Below are 14,944 nucleotides of genomic sequence, written 5' to 3'. Positions count from 1 at the left end.
TCTTTTTTTTTGGGGGGGGGGGCGCCGCGGGGGGGGGGGGGCCCCCCCCGGGCGGGGGGGGGGGGGGGCCGCCCCCCCCGGGGGGGGGCGCCCCCCCCCCGGGGGGGGGCCGGCCCCCGGGGCCCGCCTCATGCCGCCACCCCCACCAAGTGGCCGTTCACCAGAAACGTGGGATACGGCCGAAGCCGGTACCCGTACAGGGTGAACGGCTTACCGAGCGCGATCCGGGGCCGTACGGACTGGACCGTCACCCAACTCGATTCCACCGGATCCGCGTCGTGGTGTTCCGGCCGGAAAGTTCCGCGGTCAGCCCAACGGTCCACCACGGTCAGATGCGACGCCGCCCCCTCCCTCCCGGGAGTGAACCGAGCGCCGATGATCTCGGCCAGGTCGGCCAGGAAGGGCACATTGGCACTGACCAGAGTCCGGCCGGCCCAGTGCTTGGCCCGGCATCCGTCACCGTCCGCGTACCCGTCGAGAAAGCCGTCGAAAACCTCGCGGTTCCGCAACACGACCCGGGGAAACGCTTGCCTCATGTGGTGCGCGTCGCCGCCTGCGTACTGGCGCAGCGCGTCGGCGAGGTACGAGGACACCACCCGGACCCGGAAGCCCGGGATGTCCCGCCCCAGATATCCGGAAGGCCGTATCACCGGCTGGGGACGTGCAGCCATCCCTGTCGCTTCGGTGAGACTTCGCGCGTACCGAAGGGCGAACGCTTCGTCGTTCACCACGAGCGAGACGTAGTTCTTGCCCACTGTGCCGTCCGCGCAGGTGGCCCCCACGAAATAGCCGAAGGCGTATCCCACGCGGAAAGCGGGCCGTTCACGGCAGAGCTTGCGCGCCTGAGTCCACGCGATGGAGCTGCCCGCCGAGTCCTCCGCCCGGATCCAGCCGTCCGGCGTGGCCATCAGGAGATCCCCGGCGACGGTAAAGGCCGCGTGGTCTGTGACGACCTGCACGGCCGTTCTCGCCTTGACGGCCCTCACTTCCGTGACCGCCGTCCGAACCACACGGTCCCCGTCCAGCGTCCACAGCTCGGTGCCGACGGCTGTATCCCGCGCCCTTAGGCGTCCCCCCACCGCGTTCACGGTCTGCCTGCTCGGTAATCCCCCGCCCATGTGACGCTCCTCGGCCTGTTCTCCATCACAGGCCGAGGAGCGTATCCGGTGCCACCGACAAAGCGGGCTATCGAGCGAGTATCAGGCTCATCGCCTCGGCGCGGGTCGAGGCGTCGCGCAGTTGGCCGCGTACGGCCGACGTGGTGGTCTTCGCCCCGGGCTTGCGGATGCCCCGCACCGACATGCACATGTGCTCGGCCTCGATCACCACGATCGCGCCCCGCGCCTCCAGGATCCGCATGAGCGAGTCCGCCACCTGCGTGGTGAGTCGTTCCTGCACCTGGGGCCTGCGGGCGAAGACGTCCACCAGGCGCGCCAGCTTCGACAGGCCGGTGATCTTGCCCGTCTCGGCCGGGATGTAGCCGACGTGCGCGACCCCGTGGAAGGGCAGCAGGTGGTGTTCGCAGAGCGACATGATCTCGATGTCCTTCACCAGGACCATCTCGTCGTGCCCGAGGTCGAAGGTCGTGGTGAGCACGTCCTCGGGCTCCTGCCGCAGACCGGCCAGGATCTCCTTGTACGCCCGCGCCACCCGTCCCGGGGTCTCCCGCAGGCCCTCGCGGTCCGGGTTCTCGCCGACGGCGATCAGCAGCTCGCGTACGGCCGCCTCGGCCCGCTTCTCGTCGAATGCGCCGATCGGACCCTGGTCGTCCAGCGTCACGGGGTCGGTCATCTGTGCCTCGTTCCTCTGTGCCGTCCCGTGCGTGGATTCGCGACCGGACACCGCGGACCTACGGAAAAAGCCGCGCCCCCACAGGCTAGAACCTGGGGGGCGCGGCATCCATTCCGGGCCCGGTCAGGCCCCCGTGACGGGGGTCTCACCGGGGCGGCCGGTCCGGGACTAGCTCTCGGGACGGTCCTCGGGAAGCGCCTCGGTGGACGAGCCGATGTCCTTCGTCAGATCCGCCGGGGCGATCTCCGGCGGAGTGGCCGAACCGTTGGCGGCGCCGTTGGTGAGGGCCAGCTCCTTGGGCGAGAGCACCGGGGGCCGCGTCGACGGGGTGCGTCGGGCGGATCCGGTCCACGCCGGGCGGGCGGGGCGCTTCACGATCGGGGCGAAGATCTCCGCGATCTCGTCCTTGCCCAGCGTCTCCTTCTCCAGGAGTTCGAGCACCAGGGCGTCGAGGATGTCGCGGTTCTCGACGAGGATCTCCCACGCGTCGTTGTGGGCGGTCTCGATGAGCTTCTTGACCTCCTCGTCGACCAGGGCCGCGACCTCTTCCGAGTAGTCGCGCTGGTGGCCCATCTCGCGGCCCAGGAAGGGCTCCGAGTTGTCGCCGCCGAACTTGATCGCGCCGAGGCGCTCCGTCATGCCGTACTGCGTGACCATCGCGCGGGCCGTCGCCGTGGCCTTCTCGATGTCGTTCGCCGCACCGGTGGTCGGGTCGTGGAAGACCAGCTCCTCGGCCGCGCGCCCGCCCAGCATGTACGCCAGCTGGTCGAGCATCTCGTTGCGGGTCGTGGAGTACTTGTCCTCCTCCGGGAGCACCATCGTGTAACCGAGGGCGCGGCCGCGGGAGAGGATCGTGATCTTGTGGACCGGGTCCGACTGGGGGGAGGCCGCCGCGACCAGGGCGTGTCCGCCCTCGTGGTACGCGGTGATCTTCTTCTCCTTCTCGGACATGATCCGGGTCCGCTTCTGCGGACCCGCCACGACGCGGTCGATCGCCTCGTCGAGGCTCTCGTTGTCGATGAGCTTCTTGCCGCTGCGCGCCGTCAGGAGCGCCGCTTCGTTCAGCACGTTCGACAGGTCGGCGCCGGTGAAGCCGGGCGTGCGCCGGGCGACGGCGCCGAGGTCGACGTCCTCCGCGACGGGCTTGCCCTTCTGGTGCACCTTGAGGATCTCCAGCCGGCCCTGCATGTCCGGGCGGTCGACCGCGATCTGCCGGTCGAAGCGTCCCGGGCGCAGCAGCGCCGGGTCGAGGATGTCCGGCCGGTTGGTGGCGGCGATCAGGATGACGCCGCCCTTCACGTCGAACCCGTCCATCTCGACGAGCAGCTGGTTGAGCGTCTGCTCGCGCTCGTCGTGGCCGCCGCCCATGCCGGCGCCGCGGTGGCGGCCGACGGCGTCGATCTCGTCGACGAAGACGATCGCCGGGGCGTTCGCCTTGGCCTGCTCGAAGAGGTCGCGCACCCGGGAGGCGCCGACGCCGACGAACATCTCGACGAAGTCGGAGCCGGAGATCGAGTAGAACGGCACGCCCGCCTCGCCGGCGACGGCGCGGGCGAGCAGGGTCTTGCCCGTACCGGGCGGCCCGTAGAGCAGGACGCCCTTGGGGATCTTGGCGCCGACGGCCTGGAACTTCGCCGGCTCCTGGAGGAACTCCTTGATCTCGTGGAGCTCCTCGACCGCCTCGTCGGACCCCGCCACGTCGGCGAAGGTCGTCTTGGGGGTGTCCTTGGTGATCAGCTTGGCCTTGGACTTGCCGAACTGCATGACCTTGGAGCCGCCGCCCTGCATCTGGTTCATCAGAAACAGGAAGACGACCACGATGAGGACGAAGGGCAGCAGCGAGAGGAGGATCGAGACGAACGGGGACTGCTTGGACGGCGAGACGGTGTAACCCTTCTCGATGTCACCCGACTCGAACTTCTTCTGCAGCGTGTCGGCGAGCTCGACGCCCTGGTTGCCGATGTAGCTCGCCTGGAACTTGCTGCCGGACTCGCCCTCGAGCTTCTGGCCGTCCTTCAGCTCGACCTTGAGGATTTGTTCGTCACCGGTGGTCAGCTTGGCCTGCTCCACCTGGTCCTTGCTGATCGCCTGGACCACCTTGGCGGTGTCCACCGTCTTGTAGCCGCCCGACGAGCCGACGACCTGCATCAACACGACCACGGCGAGGACGGCCAGCACGATCCACATGACCGGCCCACGGAAGTATCGCTTCACGTCCATCCATACGGAGCGAAGACGCCCCGTCCCTCCTGCCCGTAGGTAAATGCTGCTGTTTGAAAAGAGTGTTCTTCGGACGGTACCCCAGCATGGGCGCCCCCGACCGCTGGGTGCCGCGGAGAAACCCGCTTTCGCAGCTTCAACGGCCCGAGGGCGGCGAGGGTTCCCCGGCCGGGCGGGCCGGGGTCAGCCGCCGTAGACGTGCGGGGCGAGCGTGCCGACGAAGGGCAGGTTGCGGTACTTCTCCGCGTAGTCCAGCCCGTAGCCGACGACGAACTCGTTGGGGATGTCGAAACCGATCCATTTCACGTCGATGGCGACCTTTGCGGCATCCGGCTTGCGCAGCAGGGTGCAGACCTCCAGCGAGGCCGGCTCCCGGGAGCCCAGGTTGGACAGCAGCCAGGACAGCGTCAGGCCGGAGTCGATGATGTCCTCGACGATCAGGACGTGCTTTCCCTTGATGTCGGTGTCGAGGTCCTTGAGGATCCGCACGACGCCGGAGGACTGGGTGCCGGCCCCGTACGAGGAGACGGCCATCCAGTCCATGGTGACGGGGGACGACAGGGCGCGCGCCAGGTCCGCCATGACCATCACCGCGCCCTTGAGGACGCCGACGATGAGCAGGTCCTTGCCCGCGTACTCCGCGTCGATCTTCGCGGCCAGCTCGACGAGCTTCGCGTCGATCTCTTCCTTGGTGAGGAGCACCGACTGAAGGTCGGTACCCATGTCCTTCTCGTTCACCCACGTCTCTTTCTGTGCTGCCGACGGCCTGGCCCGCCGGCCCGGGTGCGCCCGGACCGGCGGCGGTTCGCCTGCACTTCAGCCGCTCGCGCGTCAGCTCTGCCGAATGACCAGTCTGCCACCCTGCCGCATCGCCTCGACGCGGCCGGGCAGATTGATGGCCCCCTGGCCGCGCCAGCCGGTGATCAGGCGGTCGACTTCTTCCAGGTGCCGGGCGAAGAGGGAGCCGGCGGGCGACCCGGCCCCGATGAGGGCTCGGCGCAGCACCCGGCGGCGTACGGCGGGGGGCAGGGCGTAGAGGGCGGCGCACTCCAGGCCCCCGGTCTCGTCGCGTACGGACAGCTCGGCCTCGGCGGCCCAGGCGTCCAGGGCGTCGGCGTCGTCGCGGGAGAGCCGGGCGGTACGGGCGAGGGCCTCGACGACGCCCTTGCCGAGCGCCTTCTCCAGCGCGGGCAGCCCTTCGTGGCGCAGCCGGGAGCGGGTGTAGGCGGGGTCGATGTTGTGCGGGTCGTCCCAGACGGGGATCGACTGGACCAGGCACGCCTTGCGGACGGTCTGACGGTCGAGTTGGAGGAAGGGGCGGCGGTAGCGGCCGGCCGGCCCGGAGGCGTCGGCCATGCCGGAGAGCGAGCGGATGCCGGAGCCGCGGGCGAGGCCGAGGAGGACGGTCTCGGCCTGGTCGTCGCGGGTGTGGCCGAGCAGGACGGCGGCGGCGCCGTGGCGTTCGGCGGCGGCGTCCAGCGCGGCGTAGCGGGCGTCGCGGGCGGCGGCCTCGGGGCCGCCCTCGCGTCCGACGTGCACGGCGACGGCCTCGACGGGGTCGAGTTCCATGGCGGCGAGCCGGGTGACGACCTCGGTGGCGCGGAGTGCGGAACCCTGCTGGAGGTTGTGGTCGACGGTGATGCCGCCGGCCCGGACGCCGAGTCGGCGGGCCTCGAAGGCGAGTGCGGAGGCGAGCGCCATGGAGTCGGCGCCGCCGGAGCAGGCGACGAGGACGAGCGGGGCGCCGGGCCGTTCGGGGAGGGCTGCGCGGGCGCCGCCCGCCGGGGCGGCCTCGGCGCGGCGGGAGCGGGCGGCGTGCGCGGTGTGCTTCGCGGCGGCGGGCCGGTCGTCTCCGGCGTGCCGGTGGAAATCGGTGAGGACGTCGTGGAGTACGCGGCGGACCGCCAGGCGTATCGCCGCGACCGCAGGATGGGGACCCATGTCCGGTGCCCTTCGTGGAGTTCGGGAGGAGCGTCGAGCGCCGGAACGCGTGAGTCCCGTCACTCAGAGTGCGTCGATGGTGACAGAGGCAAGCTGTTCATCGAGCATTGCACGCCTTCCCGTGGCTCCATGGTCCCTCGGATGGGTGATTAGGGGTCGAATATCGGTCCCTCAGGAGTATTCGGGCCGTCCGATGGTCAGGATTCGGCCTTACGGTGCACGCGCGCGACCCAGTCGGCGGGCCGGGAGATCTCCGCCTTGGTCGGAAGGGTGTTGGGCGAGGTCCAGACGCGGTTGAAGCCGTCCATGCCGACCTCGTCGACGACCGATCGCACGAACTTCTCGCCGTCCTTGTACTGGCGCAGCTTGGCGTCGAGGCCGAGGAGCTTGCGCAGGGCCTGGTCGAGGCGGCCGGCGCCCTGGGCGCGGCGCTGCTGGAACTTCTCCCGGATCTCGGAGACCGAGCCGACGACGCCGGGGCCGACGCCGTCCATGACGTAGTCCGCGTGCCCTTCGAGGAGGGACATGACGGCGGTGAGGCGGCCGAGGACCTCGCGCTGGGCGGGGGTCTGGACGATGTCGACGAGGCTGCGGCCCCCGCTCTCGCCCTCCTCGCCCTCGGGCCGGCCGCCGGCGAGGGACTGGGCGGCCTCGCGGAGGCGTTCCAGGAAGGTCATCGGGTCGACGTCGGTCTCGTCGAGGAAGGCCTGGATCTCGCCCTGGAGGTGGTCGCGGAGCCAGGGCACGCCGGTGAACTGGGTGCGGTGGGTCTCCTCGTGGAGGGCGACCCAGAGCCGGAAGTCGTGCGGGTCGACGTCCAGTTCGCGTTCGACGTGGACGATGTTGGGGGCGACGAGGAGGAGTCGGCCGCCGCCGTCGGCGGAGGCGGGCAGCGCCCGGGTGGCGGGGGCGAAGGTCTCGTACTGGCCGAGCACCCGGGAGGCGAGGAAGGAGAGCAGCAGCCCCAGCTCGACGCCGGTGACCTTGCCGCCGACCGCGCCGAGGACGGCGCCGCCGGGTCCGCCGGGGCGGCGGTCCTCCATCTTGGCGAGCAGGGGCTTCAGGAGTTCGCGGAAGCCCGCCACGTTGGCCTTGATCCAGCCGGGGCGGTCGACGACGAGGACGGGGGTGTCCTCGGGTTCGACCCCTTCGGGGACCATCCGGGTGAACTCCCGGACGTGCTCCTCGGACGCCTTGGCGTGGCGGCGGAGCTCCGCGACGACGGCGCGGGCCTCCTCGCGGCTGATGTCGGGCCCGGGACGTACGAGCCGGGTCGCGGTCGCCACCGCGAGATTCCAGTCGACCATCTGGGCACCACCGATGCTCGTCATGCGTCAACCGTACGTGAGCCCGTCGTCCGGTGGTGGGGTCTTGGGCGCTCGTCGGGTGCGGCCCCGTCCTCAGCCGCCCGTTCCGGCGAGGGCGGTGGCCAGGGCGTCGAGGGCGGGTTCGGCCGCGGCGGCGGAGACGCTGCCGGAGGCGAGGAAGGCGAAGGCGAGCAGCCGGCCCTTCCGGTCGACGACGGTCCCGGCGAGGGAGTTGACGCCCCGGAGGGTGCCGGTCTTGGCGCGGATCAGGCCGGTGCCCGCCGCGTCCCGCTCGTAGCGGCCGCCGAGGGTGCCGCTGAATCCGGCGATCGGGAGGCCGGTGAGGGCGGGGCGCAGCCCCGGGCGGTCGGGGTCTGCGGCGCGGGCGAGGAGGGCGGTCAGGAGGGCGGGGGTGACCCGGCCCGCGCGGTCCAGGCCGCTGCCGTCGGCGAAGCGGGCCCCGGCGACGGGGAGCTGGAGCTTCTTGAGTTCGTTGGTGACGGCGCGGCCGGCGCCCGCGAAGGACGCCTTCTCGCCCTTGGCGATGGCGGTCTGCCGGGCGAGGGCTTCGGCGATGTCGTTGTCGCTGTTGGTGAGGGTGCGCTCGGCGAGGGCGGAGAGCGGGGCCGAGCGGTGGGTCGCGACGGTGCGGGCGGAGGTGGCCGCGCGGGCCTCGCGGGGGGCGCCGGCGACCTGGACGCCCGTCTTCTCCAGGGCCCGGGCGAAGGCGCGGGCGGCGTCGCCGGCCGGGTCGTCGGTGCGGTCGGCGGGGCCGCGGTCCGTGTCGTCGAGGCGGCCCTCGTCCACCATCAGGGCGGTGACGGGAGCGATGTTCTCGTTGGGGCTGATCGGGTGGAGTACGGGGCCGGTGTAGCGGGAGACGTCGTAGGCGAGGCGGACGGAGTCCCGGTCCTCCTCGCGCAGGGCCCGGGCGGCCTGGGCGGCCATCGAGCGCAGGTCCGCCTCGCTGAGCGTGGGGTCGCCGCCGCCGACCAGGGTCAGGGTGCGGGAGTCGGGGGAGAGCGCGGCGGTGGTGGCGATGCGGTGGTCGGGGCCGAGGACGGAGAGGGCCGCGACGGTGGTGGCGATCTTGACGGTGGAGGCCGGGGTCATCGGGGTGGTGGCGCCGTGTCCGTACAGCTGCTCGCCGGTGGCGGTGTCGATGACGGACGCGGCGAGCTCGTTCCCGAGTCCGGGTGCGCCGATCAGCGGGGCGAGGGCGTCGCGGAGCCCGGCGGGGTCCTGGGGGGCGTCCCGGTCGGCGGTGCCGAGGGCGGGGAGGACGGCGGGGGCGCTGGGGGCCGGGCGGGGGCCGTCGGGGGCGGTGCGGCCGTGATGTGCGCCACCTGTCCGGTCGGCGGTGACTGCCAGGGCCCGCTCGGCCTTACGCTGACCGTTGTCCCAGGGGCCGGCGGCGAGGACGGCGCCGGCGGCCACGGCCAGGCCGAGCGTCGCGGAGCCCGCGATCACCTGCCAGGTGTACGACCCGTTGCGCTTCCTCGTCAGGATCTTCGGCCCGCCCCACGGGTCCGAGGGGCGCACCGACGGTTCTTCCACCTGCTCGGCCACCGCTGACCAGCCCCTTTCGCGAGCACTCTTCTGCGTGGGGGACACTTAATCACCAGTCGTATGTGTTGATCATGGAGGAGCCACCCGTGGAGTTCGACGTCACCATCGAGATCCCGAAGGGTTCGCGGAACAAGTACGAGGTGGACCACGAGACCGGTCGGATCCGCCTGGACCGTCGACTCTTCACCTCGACCAGCTACCCGGCCGACTACGGCTTCGTCGAGAACACCCTCGGCGAGGACGGCGACCCGCTGGACGCGCTCGTCATCCTGGACGAGCCGACCTTCCCCGGTTGCCTCATCAAGTGCCGTGCCATCGGCATGTTCCGGATGACCGACGAGGCGGGCGGCGACGACAAGCTGCTCTGCGTCCCGGCGTCCGACCCGCGCGTGGAGCACCTGCGCGACATCCACCACGTGTCGGAGTTCGACCGCCTGGAGATCCAGCACTTCTTCGAGGTCTACAAGGACCTGGAGCCGGGCAAGTCCGTCGAGGGCGCCGACTGGGTCGGCCGCGCCGAGGCGGAGGCCGAGATCGAGGCTTCGTACAAGCGCCTCGAGGCGCAGGGCGGCGCGCACTGACGCACTCCTTCCGGTTCTCTCGCTGAGCCGGACGGCCGTCGTGGAACGGGCGGTACACCTTCGCGGGTGTGCCGCCCGTTCCGCTGTCCGCGCGTCCGCCCGGCCGGCGCCGGGGGAGGCGCGCGGGAGGGGTGGTCCGCGCACGTGCGGCACCCATGCGGGTGGCCATACTGGGCACACGTGCGGCGGGGCACCCCCAGTGACGTGCAGTCGAGCAGGAACGAGGTCGAGTGGTGGCGGAACCGGGCGGTCCCGAGGACCAGAAGCCCCAGTCCGACGAGGCACGGAGCGCTTTCGCTCCGCCCGCCGGGACGATGCAGCCGGCGTCGCCGCCCGAGGAGGACCATCCGACGTCGGAATTCGCCCTTCCGACCGGGGTGCAGCCGGAGCCGAGCGGTTCGCCGGGGTCCGGCGGCGGTTCCGGGGGCGGCTCGAACTCCGACACGCTGACGTCCGCCTTCACCCCGCCGAGCACGTACAAGGCCCAGCAGTCGCCGCCGGCGTTCACTCCCGCGCAGGGCATTCCGATGGTCAAGTTGACCAAGGAGGCGCCCTGGCAGGACCGGATGCGCACGATGCTGCGCATGCCGGTGACCGAGCGCCCCGCGGTGGAGTCGATCCAGCGCACCGACGACGAGACCGGCCCCGCGGTGCCGCGCGTGCTCGACCTGACGCTGCGTATCGGGGAGCTGCTGCTGGCGGGCGGCGAGGGGGCCGAGGACGTCGAGGCGGCGATGTTCGCGGTGACCCGGTCCTACGGGCTCGACCGCAGCGAGCCGACGGTGACGTTCACGCTGCTGTCCATCTCGCACCAGCCGTCGCTGGTCGACGACCCGGTGACGGCGAGCCGTACGGTGCGCCGCCGGGGCACCGACTACACCCGGCTGGCGGCCGTGTTCCGGCTGGTGGACGACATCACCAGCCCGGACGCGGAGGTGTCGCTGGAGGAGGCCTACCGGCGGCTCGCGGAGATCCGCCGCAACCGCCACCCCTACCCCGGCTGGGTGCTGACGGCGGCGGCCGGGCTGCTGGCCGGTTCGGCCTCGGTGCTGGTGGGCGGCGGGGTGCTGGTGTTCCTGGTGGCGGCGGCGGGCGCGATGCTCGGCGACCGGCTGGCGTGGCTGTGCGCGGGGCGCGGGCTGCCGGAGTTCTACCAGTTCACGGTGGCCGCGATGCCGCCGGCCGCGATGGGGGTGGCGCTGACGCTGACCCACTCGACGGACATCCGGCCCTCCGCGGTGATCACCGGTGGGCTGTTCGCGCTGCTGCCGGGGCGGGCGCTGGTGGCGGGGGTGCAGGACGGGCTGACCGGCTACTACATCACCGCCGCGGCCCGCCTCCTGGAGGTCATGTACTTCTTCATCGGCATCGTCGCGGGCGTGCTGATCGTGCTGTACCTGGGGCTCCAGCTGGGGGCGGAGCTCAATCCGGAGGCCCGGTTCACGCCGTACAACGAGCCGGTGGTGCAGATCCTGGCGTCGATGGCGCTGAGCCTGGCCTTCGCCGTGCTGCTCCAGCAGGAGCGGTCGACGGTGCTGGCGGTCACCCTGAACGGCGGCGTGGCCTGGATCATCTTCGGGGCGCTGGCGCGGACCGGGGGCATCTCGCCGGTCGCGGCGACGGCGGTGGCGGCCGGGCTGGTGGGGCTGTTCGGCCAGCTGTTCTCGCGCTACCGGTTCACCTCCTCGCTGCCGTACATCACGGCGGCGATCGGCCCGCTGCTGCCCGGTTCGGCGACGTACTTCGGTCTGCTGGGCGTGGCGCAGAACGAGTTGGACGCCGGGCTCGCCTCGCTGTCGACGGCCGTCGCGACGGCGCTGGCGATCGCGATCGGGGTGAACCTGGGGAGCGAGATCTCGCGGCTGTTCATGGGGCTGCCTGGGGCGGTGGGCGGGGCGAGCCGCCGGGCGGCGAAGCGGACCAGGGGGTTCTGAGCCGCCGCCCGCCCGGCGGGCCCCGGGCGCGTTCCGGGGCCGCGTGTCCGGACCGGAGCCGCGTGTCCGGACCGGGGCCCGCCCGCTGGGGCCGGGTTCGCGCGCTTGGCCCGGGTTCGCGCGCCGTGCGAAAGGGCCGCCCGCCGCAGACACGAGAGCGCCCCGCCCCGGAATATCCCGGGGCGGGGCGCTCGCACGTTCGCGTACGGGGGCGGGGTCAGCGCTTGGCGTGCCGGCCGCGCTGGCCGGAGGAGGGGCCGTTGCCGCCCGCCGGGGGCCGGCCGGGGCCGTCGCCCTCCAGGGCTGCGGCCTTCTTGCCCTGGCTGCGGGCGCGCAGGACCTCGATCACGATCGGCACCACGGAGATGAGCACGATCAGGATGAGGATCATCTCGATGTGCTCGTGCACGAAGTCGATCTTGCCGAGCAGGGCGCCGAGGACGGTGACGCCGACGCCCCAGAGGATCGCGCCGACGACGTTGTACGTGATGAAGGAGCGGTAGTTCATCCGGCTGACGCCCGCGATGATCGGGGTGAAGGTGCGCACGATGGGCACGAACCGGGCCAGGACCAGGGACTTCGGGCCGTGCTTCTCGAAGAACTCGTGGGCCTTCTCCACGTTCTCCTGCTTGAAGAGGCGGGAGTCGGGGCGCTTGAAGAGGGCCGGGCCGACCTTGCGGCCGAAGAGGTAGCCCACCTGGTCGCCGACGATCGCGGCCACGGCGATCAGGGTGCAGACCAGCCAGAGCGGGTACTTCAGCTGGCCCGTGGTCACCAGGAGTCCCGTGGTGAACAGCAGCGAGTCGCCGGGCAGGAAGAACCCGATGAGGAGTCCGGACTCGGCGAAGACGATGAGGAGCAGGCCGGGGAGCCCGAACGTGTTGAGCAGATAGTCCGGGTCCAGCCAGCTCGGTCCGAGCGCAAGCGTATTCAAGGGTCCGGGCTCCAGAATGAGGGGTGCGATGGCGGCACTGTGGCCGCCCCAAGCTATCAACGCCCGATGCGTGCCGGTGGTTCCAGTGGCGTACAGCGGGAATGCGCATCCTACGAAGCGGCCGGAAGCCGATCGCGGGAGGTGCCGCGGACAGGGGCGCGGAGGGGTCCGGCGGCGGTCGGCGAGGGGCGAGCCGGGGCGGACGGGCGCGGCCGCCGCGGTGAGGCCGGGGGCGTACGCGGCCGGAGGGAAGGCCCCGAGCCGGGCACGGACACGGCGCCGCACCGCGCCCCCGCCGTACGCGGCGGGGGAGAAGACGCCCGCCTCCCGCCGCGCACGGCCCCGGAAAGGGCCCGCTCGCCGTGCCGAACACACCGAATATCCGTACTGTCTGAATCGCGCCTTCTGTACCGTTGCGCACCGATACGCTTCCGCGTCATCCGCTGACACCGTTCGCTACCGCTACCAGCTGCCGCTTCGCCGGAGGTCCCCGTATGTCCACGCCCGTCACCGTCGCCGTCGTCTACTACTCCTCCACCGGCACCATCGCGCGGATCGCGCAGGCCATCGCCGAGGACGCGGAGCGGGCCGGAGCCCAGGTGCGGCTGCGCCGGGCGGCGGAGCTGGCCCCGCAGGCGGCGATCGACTCCAACCCCGCGTGGGCCGAGAACGCCCGCGCGACCGCGGAGATCCCCGAGGTGTCGCCGGACGACATGGTCTGGGCGGACGCGGTGATCTTCGGTTCACCGACCCGGTACGGGAACATCGCCGCCCAGCTCAAGCAGTTCATCGACACGCTCGGCGGGCTGTGGCAGTCCGGGCAGCTCGCCGACAAGGTCTACAGCGGGTTCACCTCCAGCTCCACCGCCCACGGCGGCCAGGAGTCCACGCTGCTCGCGCTCTACAACACGGTCCACCACTTCGGCGGCATCCTCGTCGCGCCGGGGTACACCGATCCGTCGAAGTTCGTCGACGGCAACCCGTACGGCACGTCGCACGTGTCCGGGCAGGGCGACATCCCGGTCGGCGAGCAGACGCTCACCGCCGCCCGCGTGCAGGCCGAGCGGGTCGTGAAGGTCACCCGGGCGCTCAAGGCCGACCTGGCCGCCGAGGGCTGATCCCGCCCGGCCGCCGTACCGGCCCCACCCACCGACCCCGCGCACCGGCGAGCGCCGAGTGCGCGCCGGCGCAGAGAAGGGCCTCCACCATGCCGCTCCACCGCGGTGCCCACCCGGACGGGGACGAGCCCTCCGACGAACGGCGCAGGCTCGCCCTGAACCCGTTCTACGGCGAGGCGGACCCGACGGCGGCGATGACCACGGCGCCGCCCCGCCACCGGCTGCCCGACAGGCCGCTGCCGCCGCCGACCGCGTACCGGCTGGTCCACGACGAGCTGATGCTCGACGGCAACTCCCGGCTCAACCTGGCCACGTTCGTCACCACCTGGATGGAGCCCCAGGCCGACGTCCTGATGAGCGAGTGCCGGGACAAGAACATGATCGACAAGGACGAGTACCCGCGCACCGCCGAGCTGGAGCGGCGCTGCGTGGCGATGCTCGCCGACCTGTGGAACGCCCCCGACCCGGCGACGGCCGTGGGGTGCTCGACCACCGGGTCCAGCGAGGCGTGCATGCTCGCGGGGCTGGCCCTGAAACGGCGTTGGGCCCGGCGGAACGCGGACCGCTACCCGGCGACGGCGAAGCCCAATCTGGTGATGGGCGTCAACGTGCAGGTCTGCTGGGAGAAGTTCTGCGCCTTCTGGGAGGTGGAGGCCCGGCAGGTCCCGATGGACGGCGACCGCTTCCACCTCGACCCGAAGGCCGCCGTCGAGCTGTGCGACGAGAACACCATCGGGGTGGTCGGCATCCTCGGCTCCACCTTCGACGGCTCCTACGAGCCGATCGCGGAGCTGTGCGCGGCCCTGGACGCCCTCCAGGAGCGCACCGGCCTCGACGTCCCGGTCCACGTGGACGGGGCCTCCGGCGCGATGGTGGCGCCCTTCCTCGACCCGGAGCTGGAGTGGGACTTCCGGCTGCCGAGGGTGGCGTCGATCAACACGTCGGGACACAAGTACGGGCTCGTCTACCCGGGCGTCGGCTGGGTGCTGTGGCGGACGGCGGAGGCGCTGCCCGAGGAGCTGGTCTTCCGGGTCGACTACCTGGGCGGCGAGATGCCCACGTTCGCCCTGAACTTCTCGCGGCCCGGGGCGCAGGTGGTCGCGCAGTACTACACGTTCCTGCGCCTCGGGCACGAGGGCTACCGGGCGGTCCAGCAGGCGTCCCGGGACGTGGCCCGCGGGCTGGCGCGGGCGGTGGAGGAGCTGGGCGACTTCCGGCTCCTCACCCGGGGCGACCAGTTGCCGGTGTTCGCCTTCACGACCAAGGACGACGTCCACGCGTACGACGTCTTCGACGTGTCGCGGCGGCTGCGCGAGCGGGGCTGGCTGGTGCCCGCTTACACGTTCCCGGCCGACCGGCAGGACCTCTCGGTGCTGCGGGTGGTGTGCCGCAACGGGTTCTCCTCGGACCTGGCCGGGCTGCTGATCGAGGACCTGAGGCTGCTGCTGCCCGAACTGCGCGCCCAGAGCCACCCGCTGAGCCGGGACCGGTCGGCCTCGACGGCGTTCCACCACTGAAGTCCGTCTCGAAGGCCCTTCCCCCCGTCAAA

12 protein-coding genes are annotated in these 14,944 nt (G+C 71.9%); 4 read left to right on the top strand and 8 right to left on the bottom strand.

All coding sequences use genetic code 11. The features are described from left to right. Positions 1 to 128: 128 nt before the first annotated feature. The 7 genes from ACH4K1_RS20085 to dacB form a co-directional block, all read right to left on the bottom strand. Positions 129 to 959, bottom strand: a complete 831-nt coding sequence (locus ACH4K1_RS20085; protein WP_398090635.1) for a hypothetical protein — start codon at positions 957 to 959, stop codon at positions 129 to 131. A gap of 226 nt (positions 960 to 1,185) precedes the next feature. After that, positions 1,186 to 1,791, bottom strand: coding sequence for a GTP cyclohydrolase I FolE (folE, locus tag ACH4K1_RS20080; RefSeq protein WP_398090634.1), 606 nt, complete (start codon positions 1,789 to 1,791; stop codon positions 1,186 to 1,188). A 168-nt stretch (positions 1,792 to 1,959) separates the two neighbouring features. Next, positions 1,960 to 4,011: an ATP-dependent zinc metalloprotease FtsH gene (gene ftsH / locus ACH4K1_RS20075; protein WP_398090633.1), complete on the bottom strand. Its 2,052-nt coding sequence runs from the start codon at positions 4,009 to 4,011 to the stop codon at positions 1,960 to 1,962. 183 nt (positions 4,012 to 4,194) lie between these two features. Then, complete coding sequence (hpt, locus tag ACH4K1_RS20070) at positions 4,195 to 4,734, bottom strand: hypoxanthine phosphoribosyltransferase (RefSeq protein ID WP_030194046.1); 540 nt, start codon at positions 4,732 to 4,734, stop codon at positions 4,195 to 4,197. A 108-nt stretch (positions 4,735 to 4,842) separates the two neighbouring features. Beyond that, the gene (gene tilS, locus ACH4K1_RS20065; RefSeq protein WP_398090632.1) at positions 4,843 to 5,952 is read right to left on the bottom strand and encodes a tRNA lysidine(34) synthetase TilS; all 1,110 of its coding nucleotides are present in this window, start codon (positions 5,950 to 5,952) and stop codon (positions 4,843 to 4,845) included. 197 nt (positions 5,953 to 6,149) lie between these two features. Beyond that, positions 6,150 to 7,283, bottom strand: a complete 1,134-nt coding sequence (locus ACH4K1_RS20060; protein WP_398090631.1) for a zinc-dependent metalloprotease — start codon at positions 7,281 to 7,283, stop codon at positions 6,150 to 6,152. 69 nt (positions 7,284 to 7,352) lie between these two features. Continuing rightward, entirely contained in the window at positions 7,353 to 8,828 is a 1,476-nt protein-coding gene (gene dacB, locus ACH4K1_RS20055) for a D-alanyl-D-alanine carboxypeptidase/D-alanyl-D-alanine-endopeptidase (protein WP_398090630.1), read from the bottom strand. 86 nt (positions 8,829 to 8,914) lie between these two features. On the opposite strand from dacB, the gene ACH4K1_RS20050 reads away from it, so the two are divergent. Further along, a complete protein-coding gene (locus tag ACH4K1_RS20050; protein ID WP_003968257.1) occupies positions 8,915 to 9,409 on the top strand; it encodes an inorganic diphosphatase in 495 nt (164 codons plus the stop codon). Positions 9,410 to 9,639: 230 nt separating this feature from the next. Then, positions 9,640 to 11,343: a threonine/serine exporter ThrE family protein gene (locus tag ACH4K1_RS20045; protein ID WP_398090629.1), complete on the top strand. Its 1,704-nt coding sequence runs from the start codon at positions 9,640 to 9,642 to the stop codon at positions 11,341 to 11,343. Between the two features lie 217 nt (positions 11,344 to 11,560). On the opposite strand, the gene ACH4K1_RS20040 is transcribed toward ACH4K1_RS20045, so the two are convergent. Further along, positions 11,561 to 12,277 (bottom strand): DedA family protein, encoded by a 717-nt coding sequence (locus ACH4K1_RS20040; protein WP_398090628.1) that lies wholly within the window; start codon positions 12,275 to 12,277, stop codon positions 11,561 to 11,563. 494 nt (positions 12,278 to 12,771) lie between these two features. Between ACH4K1_RS20040 and wrbA the strand changes: the two genes are divergently transcribed. Together wrbA and ACH4K1_RS20030 are read left to right on the top strand one after the other, a co-directional pair. Next, a complete protein-coding gene (gene wrbA, locus ACH4K1_RS20035) occupies positions 12,772 to 13,395 on the top strand; it encodes an NAD(P)H:quinone oxidoreductase (RefSeq protein ID WP_398090627.1) in 624 nt (207 codons plus the stop codon). A gap of 89 nt (positions 13,396 to 13,484) precedes the next feature. After that, positions 13,485 to 14,912, top strand: a complete 1,428-nt coding sequence (locus ACH4K1_RS20030) for a glutamate decarboxylase (protein WP_398090626.1) — start codon at positions 13,485 to 13,487, stop codon at positions 14,910 to 14,912. Positions 14,913 to 14,944: the final 32 nt, after the last annotated feature.

Origin of the sequence: Streptomyces sp. NPDC017448, from assembly GCF_044330565.1 — a bacterium.
In the GTDB taxonomy this organism is placed as follows: Bacteria; Actinomycetota; Actinomycetes; order Streptomycetales; family Streptomycetaceae; genus Streptomyces.
Note: the sequence above shows the minus strand (reverse complement) of the source record. Positions and strands in the feature narration are given on the sequence as shown.

Excerpts from the sequence above, each read along its gene's own strand:
- ACH4K1_RS20030 (WP_398090626.1), top strand. The coding sequence starts at position 13,485 with ATGCCGCTCCACCGCGGTGCCCACCCGGACGGGGACGAGCCCTCCGAC.
- ACH4K1_RS20060 (WP_398090631.1), bottom strand. The coding sequence starts at position 7,283 with ATGACGAGCATCGGTGGTGCCCAGATGGTCGACTGGAATCTCGCGGTG.
- folE (WP_398090634.1), bottom strand. The coding sequence starts at position 1,791 with ATGACCGACCCCGTGACGCTGGACGACCAGGGTCCGATCGGCGCATTC.
- tilS (WP_398090632.1), bottom strand. The coding sequence starts at position 5,952 with ATGGGTCCCCATCCTGCGGTCGCGGCGATACGCCTGGCGGTCCGCCGC.
- hpt (WP_030194046.1), bottom strand. The coding sequence starts at position 4,734 with ATGGGTACCGACCTTCAGTCGGTGCTCCTCACCAAGGAAGAGATCGAC.
- wrbA (WP_398090627.1), top strand. The coding sequence starts at position 12,772 with ATGTCCACGCCCGTCACCGTCGCCGTCGTCTACTACTCCTCCACCGGC.
- ftsH (WP_398090633.1), bottom strand. The coding sequence starts at position 4,011 with ATGGACGTGAAGCGATACTTCCGTGGGCCGGTCATGTGGATCGTGCTG.